Source organism: Streptomyces sp. NBC_00102, assembly GCF_026343115.1.
Taxonomy (GTDB): domain Bacteria; phylum Actinomycetota; class Actinomycetes; order Streptomycetales; family Streptomycetaceae; genus Streptomyces.
Genome location: NZ_JAPEMC010000003.1, coordinates 155,190 through 172,475, shown reverse-complemented (window position 1 = coordinate 172,475; position 17,286 = coordinate 155,190). Strand labels below are relative to the sequence as shown.

Sequence of the window (17,286 nt, the reverse complement as noted above, 5' to 3'; positions counted from 1 at the left end):
ACCCGGCCGGGCCATGCCGCACAGCGCCCCACGGAGAGGGAGCGGGCGCCCCTCACTGCTCCAGGTGCGCCAGCAGCCGTTCCACGAAGACCCGCTGGCCGGTCACCAGACGGGAGGCCGCCTGCTCCGGGGTGCACCAGGCGACCCGGTCGATCTCGGGGAACTCCTGGACCACCCCCGATCCCCTCGGCCACTCCATGGCGAAGGTGCCGTACACCGCCGCCGCCGTGTCCACCTCACCCTCCACCGCCCAGATGACCACCGTCTTGCCGCTCGCCTGGCGGGACTGTCCCAGCGGCACCCAGAATCCGTCCGGCACCGGCAGGCCCACCTCCTCCTCGAACTCCCGGCGGGCCGCCGTCTCCGCCGCCTCGCCCGGCTCGTACTCCCCCTTCGGGATCGACCACGCGGCGTCCTCCTGCCCCGCCCAGAACGGGCCTCCCATGTGCCCGAGCAGCACCTCCACGCCCCTCTCGTCCGTCGCTGTCCCGGTCCGGTAGAGAAGGACCCCTGCACTGCGCTTGCTGATCGACATGTCGTCAATTCTCCGTACATCGCGCCGCCGTCGCTACCGGTTCGGGCATTCCGGGCGCCCTGATCGCCTTCCCGCGCGACTCGGGCGCCGGCGCCGCACCGTGAACCCGGCGCCGACGCGCCCCGGCCGTACTCTGTTGTCCCCGCCGTCACTCCCGCCCCCTGGCGCTGCCCGGGCGCCCCCGGCATGCTGTCCGCCACAAGCGCTGATGAACCGTCCAACCCGCCTCTCAGCAGGAGGACTTGTGCGTCGACGTCCAGGGCCCGCCGTCCGCTCCGCGCGGGCGTTCGTGCTGTTCGCCACCGTCTGCGGGACCGTCGTGGGGGTCATCACCCCGGCCGCCGCCGACACCACCCCCGACCCCCACCCGCGCAGCGCCGCCGAGATCCTGAGACCGGTGGCCCCGCCCGGCCCGAGCACCCCGGCGGGCACCGGAGATTCTGCCGACCCCGTCATCGACGATCACGGCATCGAGACCGCCCGCACCTCACGGCCCGTCGCACCCGGCGTCGGACTCACCTCCTACGACCGGCTCGAAGCCGACAAGTGGCTCCGCGTCGACGCGCTCACCGTCGACCTGAGCGAGGACGTCCGCGCCGACTACCTCTCCACCGGGAAGGTCGGCGAGCGGCGTACGGTCTCCGAGCTGGCGGCGGGCCACGACGCCGGAGCGGGCCGCCGTACCGTCGCCGCCGTCAACGCCGACTTCTTCGACATCAACGAGACCGGCGCACCCCAGGGACCCGGCGTCCGGGACGGACTCCTCGACCATTCACCCGCCGCCGGCTCCTCCCACGCGGTCGGAATCGACGCGGACAACGCCGGACGGATCCTCGACCTCTACTTCGAGGGCACCCTCACCCTGCCCTCCGGCGACCACCCTCTCGGCGGCTACGACGCGGCCAACGTCCCCGCCGGCTCCGTGGGCGCGTACACCTCCGCCTGGGGCGGCGCCGACCGCGCGCTCACCGTCGACGCGGCCCGACCGGTCGCGGAGGCCCTCGTCCGGGACGGCCGGGTCGTCTCCGTCTCCGCCACGCCCGGCAGCGGCCCCGTCCCCGAGGGCGCCACCGTGCTCGTCGGACGCGAGGCCGGAGCGGCACTCCTGACGGCGCTGCGTCCGGGCGACCCGGTCGGGATGACGTACCGGGCGCGCACCGGCGACGACGGGCCGCTGCCGCGCACCGCCGTCGGCGGGCGGGAACTGCTCGTGGTGGACGGCGTCGAACAGAACCACGACGGCGAGGGCAACAACACCGCGGCGCCCCGCACGGCGGTCGGTTTCTCCCGGGACGGCCGCACCATGCACGTCGTCACCGTGGACGGCAGGCAGGCCGACAGCGGCGGGGTGACCCTCACCGAACTCGGCCGGATGATGCGGGAGGCAGGCGCCTGGAGCGCGCTCAACCTGGACGGCGGCGGCTCCTCCACCCTGGTGGCGCGCGAACCCGGCACCGATACCGTCCGGGTGGAGAACAGCCCCTCGGACGGCAGCGAACGCACCGTCCCCAACGGCCTCGCCCTCACCGTCCCGGACGGCAGCGGAGCCCTCACCGGGTACTGGGTCCAGACCCGTACGCCTCCCGCCGCCGCCCCGGGCGACGATCCCGTCGCGGGCGGCCACCCCGACCGGGTCTTCCCCGGACTCACGCGCGCCCTGACCGCCGCGGGGTACGACGAGACGTACGGCCCGGCGGCCGGCGCCCCGCACTGGCGCACCACCGCTCCCGGCGTCGGGACCACCGACGCGCGCGGCCTGTTCACCGCCCGGCACGGCGGCACCACCGAAGCCGTCGCCGAACGCGGAAGGGCCCGGGGCTCGGTCCGGCTCACCGTGCTCGACGAACTGGTGCGGGTGAGCCCCACCATCGAGCGCCTCGGCCTCTCCGGCCAGGGTGCCACCGGCACCTTCGGCATCGTCGGCTCCGACGCCCACGGCGACAGCGCCCCCGTCGAACCCCGCGACCTCACCCTCGACTACGACCACACCCTCTTCGACGTCCGGGACGACGGCCGTGGCTCCTTCACCGTCAGCGCCCGCGCGGGTCAGGGCGCGGCGGGGCTCATCACCGCATCCGTCCACGGCACCACCACCGTGCTGGCCGTCACGGTCGGCCTCGGCGACCAGGCGGTCGCCGGCTTCGACGACGCGGACGCCTGGAAGTTCAGCCAGGCCCGCGCGAGCGGCTCGCTGGCCGCGACCGAGGACGGCCACACCGGCACCGGGCTGAAGCTCGATTACGACTTCACCCAGTCCACGGCGACCCGTGCCGCCTACGCCGCCCCGCCGCAGCCGGTCGCGGTCGGCGGCCGGCCCCAGTCCTTCACCCTATGGATCAACGGGGACGGCAAGGGAGCCTGGCCCACCCTCCATCTCAAGGACGCCGCCGGATCGGACCAGCTGCTCCGCGGCCCGTACATCACCTGGACCGGCTGGCGGCAGGTCACCTTCACCGTGCCCGCCGGTGCCCCGACCCCGCTGTCCGTGTACCGGTTCTACCTGGCGGAGACCGCGGCCGGCGCGCAGTACACCGGCGGGATCGTCATCGACGACCTCGTCGCCCAGGTCGTGCCGGCCGCCGAGCTGCCCGCCCGGGAGCAGGTGACCGACCCGCTGATCGACCCGGCGGCCGTCACGGAAGGCCGGGACGCGCGGTTCGCGGTGATGTCGGACGCGCAGTTCGTCGCGCGCGACCCCGACAGCGCGATCGTCGACCGGGCCCGGCACACCCTGCGCGAGATCAAGGCCGCCCACCCGGACTTCCTGGTGATCGACGGCGACCTGGTGGACGAGGGTTCACCCGCCGACCTCGACTTCGCCCGCCAGGTGCTGACCGAGGAACTCGGCGACGACCTGCCCTGGACTTACGTCCCGGGCAACCACGAGGTGATGGGCGGCTCGATCGGAGCCTTCACCGACCGTTTCGGCCCGGCCCACCGTACGTTCGACCACGGCTCCACCCGCTTCATCACGCTCGACACCTCCAGCCTCAGCCTGCGCGGCGGCGGATACGCGCAGATCCGCGAGTTCCGCGAACAACTGGACGCCGCTGCCACCGACCCGGACATCGGCTCCGTCGTGCTGATCGAGCACGTACCGCCGCGCGACCCCACCGTGCAGCGGGCCAGCCAGCTCGGCGACCGCAAGGAGGCCGCCCTCGTGGAGGAGTGGCTCGCCGGGTTCCGCCGCACGACCGGCAAGGGCGCCGCCTTCATCGGCGGGCACGTCGGGGTGTTCGACGCCTCGCACGTCGACGGTGTCCCCTACCTGGTCAACGGCAACTCGGGCAAGACGCCCTCGGGCCCGGCCGACGAGGGCGGGTTCACCGGCTGGAGCCTGGTCGGCACGGACCGGGTGACGCCCGCTCAGCAGGCGGCGGCCCGACAGCGTCCCTGGGCGGGCGGGCCCGACTGGATCTCCGTACAGACCCGGGCGTACGTCGACGACCTCACCCTCGACGCCCCCGCCACCCTTCCTGCGGGCGGCAGCGTCGAGGTGTCCGCCCGGATCACCCAGGGCACGCGCGCGGTACCGGTCGCCTTCCCGGTGAGCGCCGACTGGAGCGGTTCGCCGAACCTGCGGATCGGGAGCACCGGCGGGCGCCGTGCGTCCGGTCGGCCCGTCGCCGTCCTCGACCCGGCCACCGGCACGCTGACCGCCCTGCGGCCGGGCACCGTCACCCTCGCGGTGACCGTGAACGGCGTCACCCGGAACGCCCGCGTCACGATCGCCGCCGAGGGGGCCGGGCGGCCGGCGGCCTGACCGGTCGCACAACTGGGCGGGCGCGGGGATTTTCCGTCCTCCCCGCGCCCGCCGCTCACACCTTGCGGTACTCGTACGCCGCGAGTCCCCGCACCAGCGCCACCCACGGACTCCGCCACCGGCCCGCTGTGCGAGACCAGCCCGATGCCGACCGGCCCCGATCCGCTCACCCGTCTCCCGCACGTCACCGGCCCCAGCGGAGCGCGGCCGTCCGCACCGGTGCGTCCCAGAGCCGCAGCAGTTCCTCGTCGACGCTGCAGAGCGTCACCGAACAGCCCGCCATGTCGAGCGAGGTCACGTAATTCCCCACGAGCGTACGGGCCACCGGGACACGCCGCTCGGAAAGTACCCGGTGCACCTCCGCATTGAAGCCGTACAGCTCCAACAGGGGAGTCGCGCCCATGCCGTTGACCAGTGCGAGTACCGGTCCGTCCGGTCGCAGATCCTCCAGAACCGCGTGCACCGCGAAGTCGGCGATCTCCCCGGACGTCATCATCGGGCGCCGCTCACGGCCCGGCTCGCCGTGGATGCCGATGCCCAACTCCAGCTCACCGGGCGGGAGGTCGAAGGTGGGGGAGCCCTTCGCCGGGGTGGTGACGGAGCTCAGCGCGACGCCGAAACTCCGGCAGTTCGCGTTGACCCGGCGTGCCACCTCCGCGACCCGCTCCAGCGGCGCCCCCTCCTCGGCCAGCGCTCCGGCGATCTTCTCGACGAAGAGCGCCGCTCCGGTGCCCCGCCGCCCGGCGGTGAAGGTGCTGTCAGCGACCGCCACGTCGTCGTCCACCAGCACCCGCTCGACCCGTACGCCCTCCTCCTCGGCGAGCTCGGCGGCCATCTCGAAACTCAGCACGTCCCCGGCGTAGTTCTTGACGACGAAGAGGACTCCGGCGCCGCTGTCGACGGCCGCCGCGGCCCGCACCATCTGATCGGGCACCGGAGAGGTGAAGACCTCCCCGGCGCACGCGGCCGACAGCATCCCCGGACCGACGAAACCCGCGTGCAGCGGTTCGTGCCCCGATCCGCCGCCGGAGACCAGCGCCACCTTCCCTTCCACGGGGGCGTCCCGCCGCACGATCAGCCGGCCGGGGACGTCGACGGTCAGCTCGGGATGGGCGGCGGCGATGCCGCGCAGCGCGTCGGCGACCACGGTCTCGGGGACGTTGATGAGCATGCGCACGGGCAACTCCTGACGGCGAGGGCGGGGCGGACCGGGTGGTGCCCGCCGGACACCACCCGGTGGAGGGTGCTCTGCGGATTGTCCGGCGTCCGGCCGCCCCGCGTCCGGCGATCCGCCCGGTCCGTGCCCGCGCACTCGCGCGGATCCGGACGCGTCGCGATACTCCCGGGGATCACACCACCCGTTCGGCGAGCCCCAGAGTGCCCGCGGCCTGGATCGCCAGCCAGACCTCCGACAGCGCGCCGGTGGACGCCAGGTCGCGCTCCGCCAGCGCCCCGAAGCGGCGCAGCCGGTACGCCAGGGTGTTGGGGTGGATGTGCAGTGCCGCGGCGGCGGCCTCGGTCCGCCGGTCCCGCTCCATCCACGTACGCACCGAGACGAGCAACTGGGAGTCGTGGGCCGCGTCGTACCTGAGCACCTCACCGAGCACGTTCTCGACCAGCGCGGAGAGCACCGAGGGGTCGTCCGGCAGCCACCGGCCCGTCAGGTCGTCGCCGTAACGGACCACCGGCCGCCCCGACTCGGCGGCCTTCGACGCGGCCCAGACCGCCTCCCGCTGCGCCACCTTCAGCGCCGCGCCCGGCCGGAAGGGGCGGCTCATCCCGGTCGCCGCCATGGGCAGGGTGCCCACCGCGTCCGCGAGCTCCGGCGCGCCGAGCACGTAGCGGTCCTCGCCCCGGGTGAGCAGCAGGTGCGGCTGGTCCGCGAGGACGTGCAGGAGCTGCTCGTCGGTGGTGTGGCGCACCACCATCAGGACGGTGTCCCCCTCGATCGCGTGCCGGGCGAGCCTGCGGCGGGCCGCCTCCGGGTCGAGCACCTCCTGGAGCAGCTCGGCGAGGGTCTCCGCACCTTGCCGGCGGAGCGTCTCGCGCTCGTTGCGGACCATCGCGAGCCGCAGTGCGGCCACCGTGGCGATGTGCTGGGCCACCGCGAGCCCGGCGGGCTGGGCGCCCTCGCGTTCGTAGGCGACGAGGAACCCGGCCGGACCGCCGGGCGCGGGGACGGGCAGCACGAAGCCGCCCGGCACGGTCGGCGGTGCGTCCACGGAGTCCGGCAGCACCGACGGGTCCGGTACCGGGACGCCCGGAAGCAGGGGACGGCCCTGCGGTGTGCAGAGGTACACGTCGTACCCGGAGAGACGTTCGAGCCGGCGGAGCAGGGTAGGGGTGTCGAGGTCCTCCGCGACCAGCCAGCGCAGCGAGCCGAAGACCTGGAGCTGGGCGCCGAGGCGGTGCCGGGCGTCCTCCTGCACCGCCGCGGCGACCTCCTGCGCGACGGCGATGAAGGGGACCGAGAGCGGTACTTCCAGCACCGGGAAGCCCCGTTCCTCGGAGGCCCGGAAGAAGTCGTCGTGCAGGACGGGCATGTGCAGCTGTGCGGAGAGCGCAAGCCCGGAGACCCCGGCGTCGTCCAGACGTTCGAGGTAGGCGCGCTGTCCGGCGGCCGTGGCCGGGACCGCCAGCCCCGCCGTCATGATCAGCTCGGACCCCAGCAACCAGGGCGTCGGATCGTCCAGCTCGCTGGCGTGCGCCCAGGAGACGGACCGCCCCAGCCCGGCGCTGCCCGCCTTCACGGAGAGCTGGAGTGCGGGGAAGGAGAGGAGATCCTCCACGGTGAGTTTGTCGCTGGCCACAGAAAGAAGCCTATCGCTCTGTGACTGACACAATTGTCGCCGATCACGCGGGGGGCCAGACTGTGGGCTCGTCACTGCTGCACGACATGAACGGAAGGTGACACGCCCGTGACCAGCTCGATCACCGAAATCGAGACCTATGGGGTCGAGCGGATCCCGGACGGGGACCGCACGGCCCGCCCGATCGATCTGTTCCGCCTCGCCTTCGGCGGAGCCAACACGTTCGCGACGTGCGTCCTCGGCGCCTTCCCCATCCTCTTCGGGCTCTCCTTCTGGCAGGGCGTCGCCGCCACCGTCCTCGGCCTGGTCGCCGGGGCGCTGCTGCTGGCACCGATGGCACTCTTCGGCCCGGCGAACGGAACCAACAACGCCGTCTCCTCCTCCGCCCACCTGGGCGTCCACGGACGCGTCGTCGGCTCCTTCCTCTCGCTGCTGACCGCCGTCGCCTTCTTCTCGATCTCGGTCTGGTCCTCCGGCGACGCCCTCGTCGGCGGAGCGCACCGTCTGGTCGACGTCCCCGAGTCGGACGTGTCGTACGGCATCGCCTACGCGATCTTCGCCGGGCTCGTCCTGGTCGTCTGCGTCTACGGCTTCCGCTTCATGCTGCTGGTCAACAAGATCGCCGTGATGGCCGCCTCCGCGCTCTTCGTGCTCGGCGCCTTCGCCTTCTGGGGCGACTTCGACCCCGGCTACGCGGGCTCCTTCGCCTCGACCGCCGACCCGCTGTTCTGGCCGTCTTTCATCGGCGCGGCACTGATCGTGCTCTCCAACCCGGTCTCCTTCGGCGCCTTCCTCGGCGACTGGTCCCGCTACATCCCGGCCGGCGCCCCCCGCCGCCGGGTGATGGGTGCGGCCTTCCTGGCGCAGATCGCCACTCTGCTGCCGTTCCTCTTCGGCCTGGCCACCGCGTCGATCATCGCCTCCAAGGCCGCGAAGTACGTCGACCCGGCCGCCCCGAACTACGTCGGCGGACTGCTCGCCATCTCGCCGGGCTGGTACTTCCTGCCGCTCTGCCTGATCGCCCTCATCGGCGGCCTCTCCACCGGCACCACCTCGCTCTACGGCACCGGCCTCGACTTCTCCAGCGTCTTCCCGCGCTTCAGCCGCGTCCAGGCGACCTTCTTCATCGGCGCGCTCTCCATCGCCTTCATCTTCGTCGGCCGTTTCGCGCTGAACCTCGCCCAGTCCATCTCCACCTTCGCGACGCTGATCATCACCTGCACCGCACCGTGGATGGTCGTCATGGCACTGGGCTACGTCACCCGGCGCGGCTGGTACGACCCCGACGCGCTCCAGGTCTTCAACCGCCGCCAGCGCGGTGGCCGGTACTGGTTCGCCCACGGCTGGAACTGGCGCGGCATGGCGTCCTGGCTGGTCTCCGCCGTCGTCGCCCTCCTCTTCACCAACCTGCCCGGCCAGTTCGTCGGCCCGCTCGGCGACCTCGCGAACGGCGCGGACATCTCCCTGCCGGTCGGCCTCGCCCTCGCCGCGGTGATCTACCTCGCGCTGCTGACGGCCTTCCCCGAGCCCCGCGCGGTCTACGGCCCGGCCGGTCCACGCTTCGTCCGCGCCGCCGACACGGAGGTCCCGCCCATCACCGGCGGGATTGAGGAGCCGGTGGCGACGGCGACCGCCGCGGGCTGACCGTACGGGTCGCCCACGGGCCGAACCCACGGGCCGGCGACGACCCGCTTCCTTCCCCCCACGACAAGGAGCCGATCCCATGAGCGACACCTCCGGACACGAGGACGTGCGGGCCGCCGCCGACGCACTCGTCGCGGCCTTCGCCGAAGGCCGTCTCGACGACTACTTCGGCGCCTTCGCCCCGGACGCGACCTTCGTCTTCCACACCACCCCGCAGCGGCTGGCCTCCACCGCCGAGTACCGCGCCCTGTGGCAGCGCTGGGTGGAAGAGGACGACTTCCGCGTCCTGGCCTGCACCTCCACCGAGCAGCTGATCCAGCACTTCGGGGACACCGCGGTCTTCAGCCACGACGTGGAGACCCGCGTCGCCACCTCCTCGGGCGAGGAGACTCTGCTGGAGCGCGAGACGATCGTCTTCGCCCGCGCGGCCGACGGCGGCTGGCCCGCCGTCCACGAGCACCTGTCCGCCCGCACCACCGTCTGACCAGGAGAACCGTTCCATGAGCACCACGTTCCGCAACTACATCGACGGCACATCCGTGGACGCCGCGGACGGTCGCACCCTCGACGTGGTGGACCCGGCCACCGGTGACGTCTACGCGACCTCGCCGCTCTCCGGTCAGGCCGACGTCGACGCCGCCATGGCGGCGGCCGCCGCCGCGTTCCCGGTGTGGCGCGACACCACCCCCGCCGTGCGCCAGCGCGTCCTGCTCAAGGTCGCCGACGCGATGGAGGCGCGGGCCGACGAGCTCGTCGCCACCGAGAGCCGCGACACCGGCAAGCCGCTCCACCTGACGCGGAGCGAGGAACTCGCCCCCGCCATCGACCAGATCCGCTTCTTCGCGGGTGCCGCCCGCATGCTGGAGGGCCGCTCGGCCGGCGAGTACATGGAGGGCATGACCTCCATCATCCGGCGCGAGCCGGTCGGTGTCTGCGCCCAGGTCGCCCCCTGGAACTACCCGCTGCTGATGGCGGTCTGGAAGTTCGCCCCGGCCCTGGCCGCCGGCAACGCCGTCGTCATCAAGCCTTCCGACACCACCCCCGCCTCGACCGCGCTGATCGCCGAGATCATCGGCGGTGTACTCGCCGAGATGGACCTCCCGCCCGGCGTCTTCAACGTCGTCTGCGGCGACCGCGAGACCGGCCGCATGATGGTGGAGCACCCGACCCCCGCGATGGCCTCGATCACCGGTTCCGTACGCGCCGGCATGCAGGTCGCCGCGTCGGCGGCCAAGGACGTCAAGCGCGTCCATCTGGAGCTCGGCGGCAAGGCCCCGGCGGTCGTCTTCGAGGACGCGGACCTGGAGAAGGCCGTGGAGGACCTGATCGTCGGCGGCTTCTTCAACGCCGGTCAGGACTGTACGGCGGCGACCCGGGTGCTGGTGCACGAGTCGGTGCACGACGCGTTCGTCGCGGCGCTGGCGGCGGCGGCCAAGGAGACGAAGACGGGCCTGCCGGACGACGAGGACGTGCTCTACGGCCCGCTCAACAACGCCAACCAGCTCGCCCAGGTCAGCGGGTTCATCGACCGCCTCCCGGCGCACGCGACCGTCGAGGCGGGCGGCCACCGGGTCGGTGACAAGGGCTACTTCTGGGCGCCGACCGTCGTCTCCGGCCTGCGCCAGGACGACGAGATCATCCAGAACGAGGTCTTCGGCCCCGTCATCACCGTGCAGTCCTTCACCGACGAGGCCCAGGCCCTGGAGTTCGCCAACGGCGTCGAGTACGCGCTCGCCTCCTCGGTGTGGACCAAGGACCACGCCCGCGCGATGCGGATGTCGAAGAACCTCGACTTCGGCTGCGTCTGGATCAACAGCCACATGGCGCTGGTCGCCGAGATGCCGCACGGCGGGTTCAAGAAGTCCGGTTACGGCAAGGACCTCTCCGCCTACGGCTTCGAGGACTACACCCGCATCAAGCACGTCATGACGGCCCTGTAGAACCGCTTCCACGCCCTGTACGGCCCGTCGCACGTACCGCCCGCGTCCGGTCGGGTGGCCGGGGTGGTCCGAGCCCTGTCCTGTGCCCGGGGGCGGGCAGGTACCGGGCATGAGTGAAGAACACGCCGACCGCCCGGACACCGCCCACACCCGCCCCGACGGGGTGAGCGACGCGACCGTCCGCGCCCTGAGCGTCCTGTCGGAGGCGCTGGAGACCACCGAGCGCGCCCGCGGCGCCCTCTACACCTTCCACCAGCTCACCGGCGGCGCCGACTTCCAGCTCGGCGACGCGGTACGGCTGCTCCGCGAGGCCGGGCACGACCGCGCCGCGGAACTGGTCGACCGGGAGATCGTGGGCCGCAACGTCATCCCCGGCCACTGGACCTTCCAGATCGTCGAGGCGTACGACCGCACCTACTACCGTCCCTTCGCCGAGATCGAGCGGAGTCTGGTGGACGAACTCGCCGCAGGACGTACGCACGTGTACGAGGCGGAGCTCAAGGAGGCCCGCAGGACCCGCGGCCGCCCCGACCACACCGCGCGCCCGGACACCACACCCGGGGACCGGTAGGGGAGCGGCGAGCGGCCGGGGGACCCGCGGGTACCCCGCCCCCCGGCCCGTACGACGGCGTCCCGCACACTGGTGGCCCGTCACCCGTACGAGCGAGGCGAACCATGGCTTTGCAGATCAGCGCCACCAACCCCGAACATCCCGCGCTCCTTCTGGAGCTGCCGTGGAACCTGCCGCTCGAGGAGTGGCCGGAGAAGTACCTCGTACCGCTGCCGCGCGGTATCTCCCGCCACGTGGTGCGCTACGCCCGCGCGGGGGCCGACGTGATCGCCGTCAAGGAACTCGCCGAACGCCCGGCCGTACGCGAGTACGACCAGCTCCGCACCCTCGACCGGCTCGGGATACCCGCGGTCGACCCCCTCGCCGTGGTCACCGGACGGGTCGGGGCGGACGGCGAACCGCTGGAGCCCGTACTGATCACCCGGCACCTCAACGGCTCGCTGCCCTACCGCTCGATGTTCGAGACCACCATGCGCCCCTCCACCGTGCACCGGCTGATGGACGCCCTCGCGGTCCTGCTCGTCCGGCTCCACCTCGTCGGCTTCGCCTGGGGCGACTGCTCGCTCTCGAACACCCTCTTCCGGCGTGACGCGGGCGCCTACGCCGCCTACCTCGTGGACGCCGAGACCGGCGAGACCCACGAGCGGCTCAGCGACGGGCAGCGGGAGTACGACATCGACCTCGCCCGCGTCAACATCAGCGGCGAGATGCTCGACCTGGAGGCCGCCGGAGCGCTCCACCCCTCGGTGGACCCGATCGCGTTCGGCGCCGAGATCTCCCGGCGGTACACCGCGCTGTGGCAGGAGCTGACCCGCACCTCCGTCTACCCGGCGGGCAAGTACCACTACATAGAGCGACGAGTGCGCCGGCTCAACGACATGGGCTTCGACGTCGCCGAGATGCAGATCGTCAACTCCCCGGACGGCGACACCGTCACCTTCGTGCCCAAGGTCGTCGACGCGGGCCACCACCAGCGCCAGCTGCTGCGGCTGACCGGCCTCGACACCGAGGAGAACCAGGCGCGGCGGCTCCTGAACGACCTGGAGAGCTGGATGGCCACCCAGGACGACTACGCCCCCGGCGACCCGCTCGGGGCGCGTACGGAGGTCCTCGCGCACCGCTGGGTCCGCGACCAGTTCCGGCCCACGGTCCGGGCCGTCCCGCTCGATCTGCGGGGCTCCATGGACCCGGCCGAGCTCTACCACGAGCTGCTGGAGCACCGCTGGTTCCTCTCCGAGCGGGCCCAGCACGACATCGGCCTGACGGCCGCGGTGGCGGACTACACGGCCACCAGGCTTCCCCGCGCCGAAACGCCCGCGGCCGTGGAGAGCGCCGACGAGTAGCGGGGCGGGCCTTGTGGCCGGTGGCGGTGACGGGTGTCGGCGGCCGGTGACCGGGCGGAGAGCGGTCCGCAGCGGCCCGCCGAGATGCGTCGGCCCCGTCCTGCTGCTTCGCTGGGAGCGTCGGATGCCCAGCGGACGAGGAGTGGTGATGAGCGGAGTGGACGAACCCGCCAAGCTGGCCAAGCAGATGCGGGAGAAGGCACAGCAACTGAGCGACGCGGCCGAGAAGGCCAAGGACCCCGACGAGCGGCAGCGCCTGGCGGAGAAGGCCCGCAAGATGCGGGACCGCAGCGAGCAGCAGTCCGGCATGAGCAGCGGGGACATCTACCCGCAGCTGTAGGACCAGGGCTCCTCCCGCGTTCCGCGCACCCGGCCCGTATCCAGGGGCCGCACGAGGGCCGATCCGGCACGCCGATCGGCCCTCGTGGCGTGCGGGGGAGTCGCGGGAACGCATCGAGAGCCTGGCGCCGCCCCGGGCGTCCGAGGCGCACCGCCGTGCGCAGCCTGCCGGACCACGGGCAAGCTGGTGCCCGACATCGGGGCGATAAGAGGGCGGGGAACGGGGCATGGTGCACAGGCCGTCGAAGGACGAGGCCTTGGGACTGCTCCGGAGTGAGATCGGTCCGGAACGCGGCGAGTTCGCCGCTTCGGCGGCCGAAGACCTCTGGCCCGCCTGGCTCCGCTTCGGCGGAAGACGGTTCGACGTCCCGGACGTGCCCGACGCCGACGGCCTGCTGCTCCAGTACGGCACGTACGCGTTCGACGGGCCCCCGATGTTCCTCCTGGATTTCGTCAGGCAGTTCGAGATCGTCGATTCCGACGGCCTCCACGACCAGTACGTGCAAGTCCACTGCGAGCTCCGCTACGAACCGACGCCGCTGCTCGACGCGCTGGGGAGCTTCGACTCGTGGTTCTTTCACGATTCAGGGGATGAACTCGAGCAGTGGGCCGCGGAGTTCACCGAGGGGGCGGGCTGGAAGATGATCCGCGGTCTGAAACCGGCCGAGGTGAGGGTGTATCAGGAGCGGGTGTGACCGCGGGGCATCGGCCGACGGCGAATCTCCCCGTCCGTGATTCCGCCGCGCCGCTCCGCGGAAGAGCGGTGACACCACCAGGGCCGAGGACGTGGCCGAGCTCCCGCCGCAGGCGGCGGCACGGGCCGAGAGGACGATGCGTGACCTGCCGTACTTCGTCGGGCGGATCGTGCCGAGCTTCATGTCCCACGCCCCCGACATCCCCCGGCCACGGAGTTCGGTGAACCCCTCCGCAAGGCACTGAGCATCGAGAGCCGCGACCGGAGAGATCCCGGTGTATCGTCCGTTTCCGAACAGGTGCGGGAGAGTAAGGACAGGGCCGGGTGCAAGGGTTGACGGGGCGAGACCATCAGGGCGTCATGGATCCGAGCCGTCGGATCATCGTCGCACTGGACTGCGACAACCGCCCAGCCGCCCAAGCCGTCGTCGAACAGCTCGGTGACGAGTGCCGCTTCTACAAGGTGGGTCTGGAACTTCTCACCGCGGTCGGGCCCCAGTTCGTGGAATACCTGGTCGGGCGGGGCAACGAAGTCTTCCTGGACCTCAAGCTCTTCGAGATCCCGAACTCCGTCGCCGGCGCCGTCCGGGCGGCAGGCGCGCTCGGCGTCTCCATGGTGACCGTGCACAGTATGGGCGGCACGGGGATCCTGACCGCCGCGGTCGAGGCGGCCCGCGATTATTCAGACCTTCGCGTTCTTGCCCTCACCGTCGTCACCAGCATGACCGACGCGGACCTGGTCGACATCGGCGTGGCCGGCTCCACGGAGAGTCAGGTGCTGCGGTTGGCCGGTCTGGCCAAGCGGGCCGGATGCCATGGCGTGACCGCCTCGCCGCACGAAGTGGCCTCCCTGCGTGAGGTATTGGGTGGCGATGCGCTGATCGTCGCCCCCGGAGTCGTCCTGCCCGGCGCGTCCGTCAACGAGCACGCCCGTCCCGGCACGCCGTACGCCGCAGTCGCGGACGGAGCCTCGCACGTGGTCGTGGGCCGCGCGGTCACGCGGGCGCCGGACGCGCTGACCGCGTTCCGTCGTTTCCGCGCCAACTTGTCGGCCTCGTAGCTCCCTTCGCGGAAGGGTGGCCAGGACGCCGCGCGGGGTGGGCATCCATCCCGGCGGACGGTCTTCCCGCCGGGGACGCGCGCGGACCCGCTCGGTCACCACACGAAAGCAGGAAATCCGATGCGCGGGCCGAAGCCGAAGCGGGACTGGCGCAGCCGACTGGGCCGACCTGCCGCGGTCGTGCTGTACAGGACCCCGGTCACGTGGCGCTTCGCGATCCACTTCGAGCCCGGCGGTGTACTGGACGGCGCGCTCCGCGGCGCATCGCCCGGTGGTTCGCCGGAGTCCGCTCAGGAGGCCATGCGCCGCTGGGTCGAGGACACCTTCCAACGGCCGGTCGGCATGGCCTGGACGCCGACCGACGCGCCGGACTGGTGGGCGGGGGACATCACCGATTCCGATTCCGGGACCCCGATACGGGACGAACCGCGGCCGGACGCGGCCCCGTTCAGCCCCTGAGCTCCGCGAGGTGGGCGTGACGTCTCGTCCGCGGCGCGGGTGGAACGGGACGGGTGCGGCCTGGCGGCGGGCCGGGTTGTGGTGGTTCGGCGGCGGCTCGGGTTGGCAGCCGATGGGGAGCTCGGGAGCCCGACGCTCTCGTCGATCGGTTCGTTGGCAGTGCTTCTCCATGTCATGGTCAGAACGCCTGCAGGTAAACCCGGGTGGTGTCGGCGTCCAGTCCGAGGACGTGGATCTCGATCCACTGGACCTCGCTCCGGCGGCTGTCGCCCACGCAGGGCGGGCAGACCCCGGCCCAGCGGGCCCCCTTTTCGCTTTGGGGCTCGGCGAGTCCGAGGTGCCCGAAGAGTTTCGTGGAGGGCGGAAGGTCCTGGTTCCTGATGCGCAGGGGCTGCTCGGGACGCAGGTCCTCCGCCATCTCCACGGCTGTCCTCTCGTCGGTCACAAAGGAGAGCAGGTAGATGTCCTCCTGCGGATTGATCTGCACGGCGCCCTTCACCTCTGTCGCATTCTCGGGCACTGGCACCTTCATGAACGCTGATGCCTCCGGGGCGCCCATGCCCTTTCCCCAGTGCGAGGCGCGCCCGTCCGTCGTCCGGTGGTCTTCCTTGTCTGCACCAGAGCAGGAGGCGAGCAGCAGAGTGGCCCCCAACAGTGCCAACAGACGTGGTCGCAGGGATGATCGGCTGTTCAACGGTTCTCCTCGTTGCCGCGTGAGACGTCTCCGCGGGAGCCCTCGCCGCCAGGGTCCGCCGGCGTCACTCCGGGGGCTGAGCCATTGTTCAGATCATGGGTGCAGGTGCTGCTGCTACCGCGCATGTCGAATTCCTGAGCGAAGCCCACCTTGTGCAGCCGCCCCATGTCGTCGTCGGGAACAGTGATACCACCGGGGAACGTGGTCGATGTGCCGGAGTCCCAGTTGTACCGACAGCATCCGCGGGGACGGACTGCCGGCAGTGCTGTCTGCTCCTTCATCGTCGGATCCGGCGGGCAGCCGTTGGTCGTCGCTGATGCTGCGGCCACAGTCCCGGCGCCTCGTACACGCCTTGCATAATGACCCGCATGAACACGGAATCCTGCGACCCGGCCGAGTTGGCTGCTCTCCGCGACATCTTCGTGGGCCGTCCCGGGGCAGCACCGCCAGCCGGCTCGGAAGCGGTGCGGTCCTTCGAGGCAGAACACGGCATCGTCCTTCCGGAGCCGTACCGCACGTTCGTGACGGACATCTGCGACGGCCTGCGCGCAGGACCACCCATGTACGGTCTGCTGCCCTTCGCGCAAGCGCCCTCCGACTGGGGCTCGTACCGCCCCGTGCGCCTGCTCGCCGAGCCGTTCCCGCTCACGGCGGCATGGCTGTGGACGGCGGAAGGCGACGAAGCGACCCTCTCGGAGCAGGAGTTCGAGAAGCGGACGGACCCCGTGTTCGACCACGGCTCGCTGCTGCTGGGCACCGACGGCTGCGGCATGTACTGGCACCTCATCGTCACCGGGCCGCAGCGCGGCCACGTCTGGCTGATCGATGAGTACGGCGCGGTGCCCTTCGGCACCAGGTCAGGCACCTCCCTGATGCCGGGCACTCCCGGTTTCGCAGGGTGGGCGGCCCGCTGGGCAGCCCGCGGCCGCTCCTGGTACGCGAAGACCTGAAGCCCCCGGACTCTGTCCCCAGCCCAACGCGCCGCTGACGACGCAGCCGCCATCGCTCCGCGCTGCGCCACTTCGTGCACGGCCTGAGCTACGGAACCGGCCTGACCCTCGCAGGACTGCTCGGCTACGGGCAGTTCTCGCCCGGCCCGGGACCTGACACAGGTCCTGGCAGTCGGCGGCGAGCCGGCGTACGCCGTCGTCCCCGGCATTGCCGACTCCACCCCGTCCGCCCTGCCTGCCGCCGGAGCGATGCTGCACGTCCGCCGGCTCACGGCGGGCGAACGCGCGGCGGTCTCGGACGCAGTGCGCGCGTACGTCGACGTGGTGGCCGGCGAGGTGGCCCTCGGGCGAACGCCTCGGCCCGGATCACCGGGGCCGAGGGGCTGGAGCTGCGGGCGGAGGGCGGGGGCGCGGGGGCGCGGGGGCTGATCTGGGGGCTGGCGGGCCGACGGCCGCGCTCCGGGCTCGGGGAGCGTCCAACGGGG

The 17,286-nt window shown here is 72.1% G+C and carries 15 protein-coding genes and 3 pseudogenes; 13 read left to right on the top strand and 5 right to left on the bottom strand.

All coding sequences use genetic code 11. The features are described 5' to 3' along the window. Positions 1-52: 52 nt before the first annotated feature. Positions 53-535, bottom strand: coding sequence for an NUDIX domain-containing protein (locus OHA55_RS31380; RefSeq protein ID WP_266712883.1), 483 nt, complete (start codon positions 533-535; stop codon positions 53-55). Between the two features lie 244 nt (positions 536-779). On the opposite strand from OHA55_RS31380, the gene OHA55_RS31375 reads away from it, so the two are divergent. After that, positions 780-4,298 carry a phosphodiester glycosidase family protein gene (locus OHA55_RS31375; RefSeq protein WP_266712881.1) on the top strand — a complete coding sequence of 1,173 codons (3,519 nt, stop codon included), beginning with the start codon at positions 780-782 and terminating at the stop codon, positions 4,296-4,298. A 184-nt stretch (positions 4,299-4,482) separates the two neighbouring features. On the opposite strand, the gene dhaK is transcribed toward OHA55_RS31375, so the two are convergent. Together dhaK and OHA55_RS31365 are read right to left on the bottom strand one after the other, a co-directional pair. Then, positions 4,483-5,469 (bottom strand): dihydroxyacetone kinase subunit DhaK, encoded by a 987-nt coding sequence (gene dhaK / locus OHA55_RS31370; protein ID WP_266713550.1) that lies wholly within the window; start codon positions 5,467-5,469, stop codon positions 4,483-4,485. Between the two features lie 178 nt (positions 5,470-5,647). Continuing rightward, a complete protein-coding gene (locus tag OHA55_RS31365) occupies positions 5,648-7,108 on the bottom strand; it encodes a PucR family transcriptional regulator (protein WP_266712879.1) in 1,461 nt (486 codons plus the stop codon). 108 nt (positions 7,109-7,216) lie between these two features. Between OHA55_RS31365 and OHA55_RS31360 the strand changes: the two genes are divergently transcribed. The 10 genes and pseudogenes from OHA55_RS31360 to OHA55_RS31315 all read left to right on the top strand — a co-directional run bounded on the left by OHA55_RS31360 (position 7,217) and on the right by OHA55_RS31315 (position 15,157). Then, a complete protein-coding gene (locus tag OHA55_RS31360; RefSeq protein WP_266712877.1) occupies positions 7,217-8,752 on the top strand; it encodes a cytosine permease in 1,536 nt (511 codons plus the stop codon). 79 nt (positions 8,753-8,831) lie between these two features. Then, positions 8,832-9,236: a nuclear transport factor 2 family protein gene (locus tag OHA55_RS31355; protein WP_266712875.1), complete on the top strand. Its 405-nt coding sequence runs from the start codon at positions 8,832-8,834 to the stop codon at positions 9,234-9,236. Between the two features lie 16 nt (positions 9,237-9,252). Further along, the gene (locus OHA55_RS31350; protein WP_266712873.1) at positions 9,253-10,692 is read left to right on the top strand and encodes a gamma-aminobutyraldehyde dehydrogenase; all 1,440 of its coding nucleotides are present in this window, start codon (positions 9,253-9,255) and stop codon (positions 10,690-10,692) included. Positions 10,693-10,801: 109 nt separating this feature from the next. Next, entirely contained in the window at positions 10,802-11,263 is a 462-nt protein-coding gene (locus tag OHA55_RS31345; protein WP_266712871.1) for a hypothetical protein, read from the top strand. 104 nt (positions 11,264-11,367) lie between these two features. Then, complete coding sequence (locus tag OHA55_RS31340) at positions 11,368-12,606, top strand: DUF4032 domain-containing protein (protein ID WP_266712869.1); 1,239 nt, start codon at positions 11,368-11,370, stop codon at positions 12,604-12,606. A gap of 148 nt (positions 12,607-12,754) precedes the next feature. Next, positions 12,755-12,946 (top strand): DUF6381 family protein, encoded by a 192-nt coding sequence (locus OHA55_RS31335; RefSeq protein ID WP_266712867.1) that lies wholly within the window; start codon positions 12,755-12,757, stop codon positions 12,944-12,946. Between the two features lie 226 nt (positions 12,947-13,172). Continuing rightward, a complete protein-coding gene (locus OHA55_RS31330; protein WP_266712865.1) occupies positions 13,173-13,640 on the top strand; it encodes a hypothetical protein in 468 nt (155 codons plus the stop codon). A gap of 97 nt (positions 13,641-13,737) precedes the next feature. Further along, a pseudogene (locus tag OHA55_RS31325) lies at positions 13,738-13,848 on the top strand (alpha/beta hydrolase); the annotation flags it as partial. 151 nt (positions 13,849-13,999) lie between these two features. After that, positions 14,000-14,698, top strand: a complete 699-nt coding sequence (pyrF, locus tag OHA55_RS31320) for an orotidine-5'-phosphate decarboxylase (RefSeq protein WP_266712863.1) — start codon at positions 14,000-14,002, stop codon at positions 14,696-14,698. Positions 14,699-14,818: 120 nt separating this feature from the next. After that, positions 14,819-15,157: a hypothetical protein gene (locus OHA55_RS31315; RefSeq protein ID WP_266712861.1), complete on the top strand. Its 339-nt coding sequence runs from the start codon at positions 14,819-14,821 to the stop codon at positions 15,155-15,157. Between the two features lie 178 nt (positions 15,158-15,335). Here OHA55_RS31315 and OHA55_RS31310 read toward each other — a convergent pair whose 3' ends face one another. Further along, entirely contained in the window at positions 15,336-15,677 is a 342-nt protein-coding gene (locus tag OHA55_RS31310) for a hypothetical protein (RefSeq protein ID WP_266712859.1), read from the bottom strand. 170 nt (positions 15,678-15,847) lie between these two features. Beyond that, positions 15,848-16,084, bottom strand: a pseudogene (locus OHA55_RS31305) (hypothetical protein); the annotation flags it as partial. 135 nt (positions 16,085-16,219) lie between these two features. Between OHA55_RS31305 and OHA55_RS31300 the strand changes: the two are divergent. Both OHA55_RS31300 and OHA55_RS31295 read left to right on the top strand, forming a co-directional pair. Next, the gene (locus OHA55_RS31300) at positions 16,220-16,801 is read left to right on the top strand and encodes an SMI1/KNR4 family protein (RefSeq protein WP_266712857.1); all 582 of its coding nucleotides are present in this window, start codon (positions 16,220-16,222) and stop codon (positions 16,799-16,801) included. A 174-nt stretch (positions 16,802-16,975) separates the two neighbouring features. Continuing rightward, positions 16,976-17,190, top strand: a pseudogene (locus OHA55_RS31295) (pirin family protein); the annotation flags it as partial. Between the last annotated feature and the right edge of the window lie 96 nt (positions 17,191-17,286).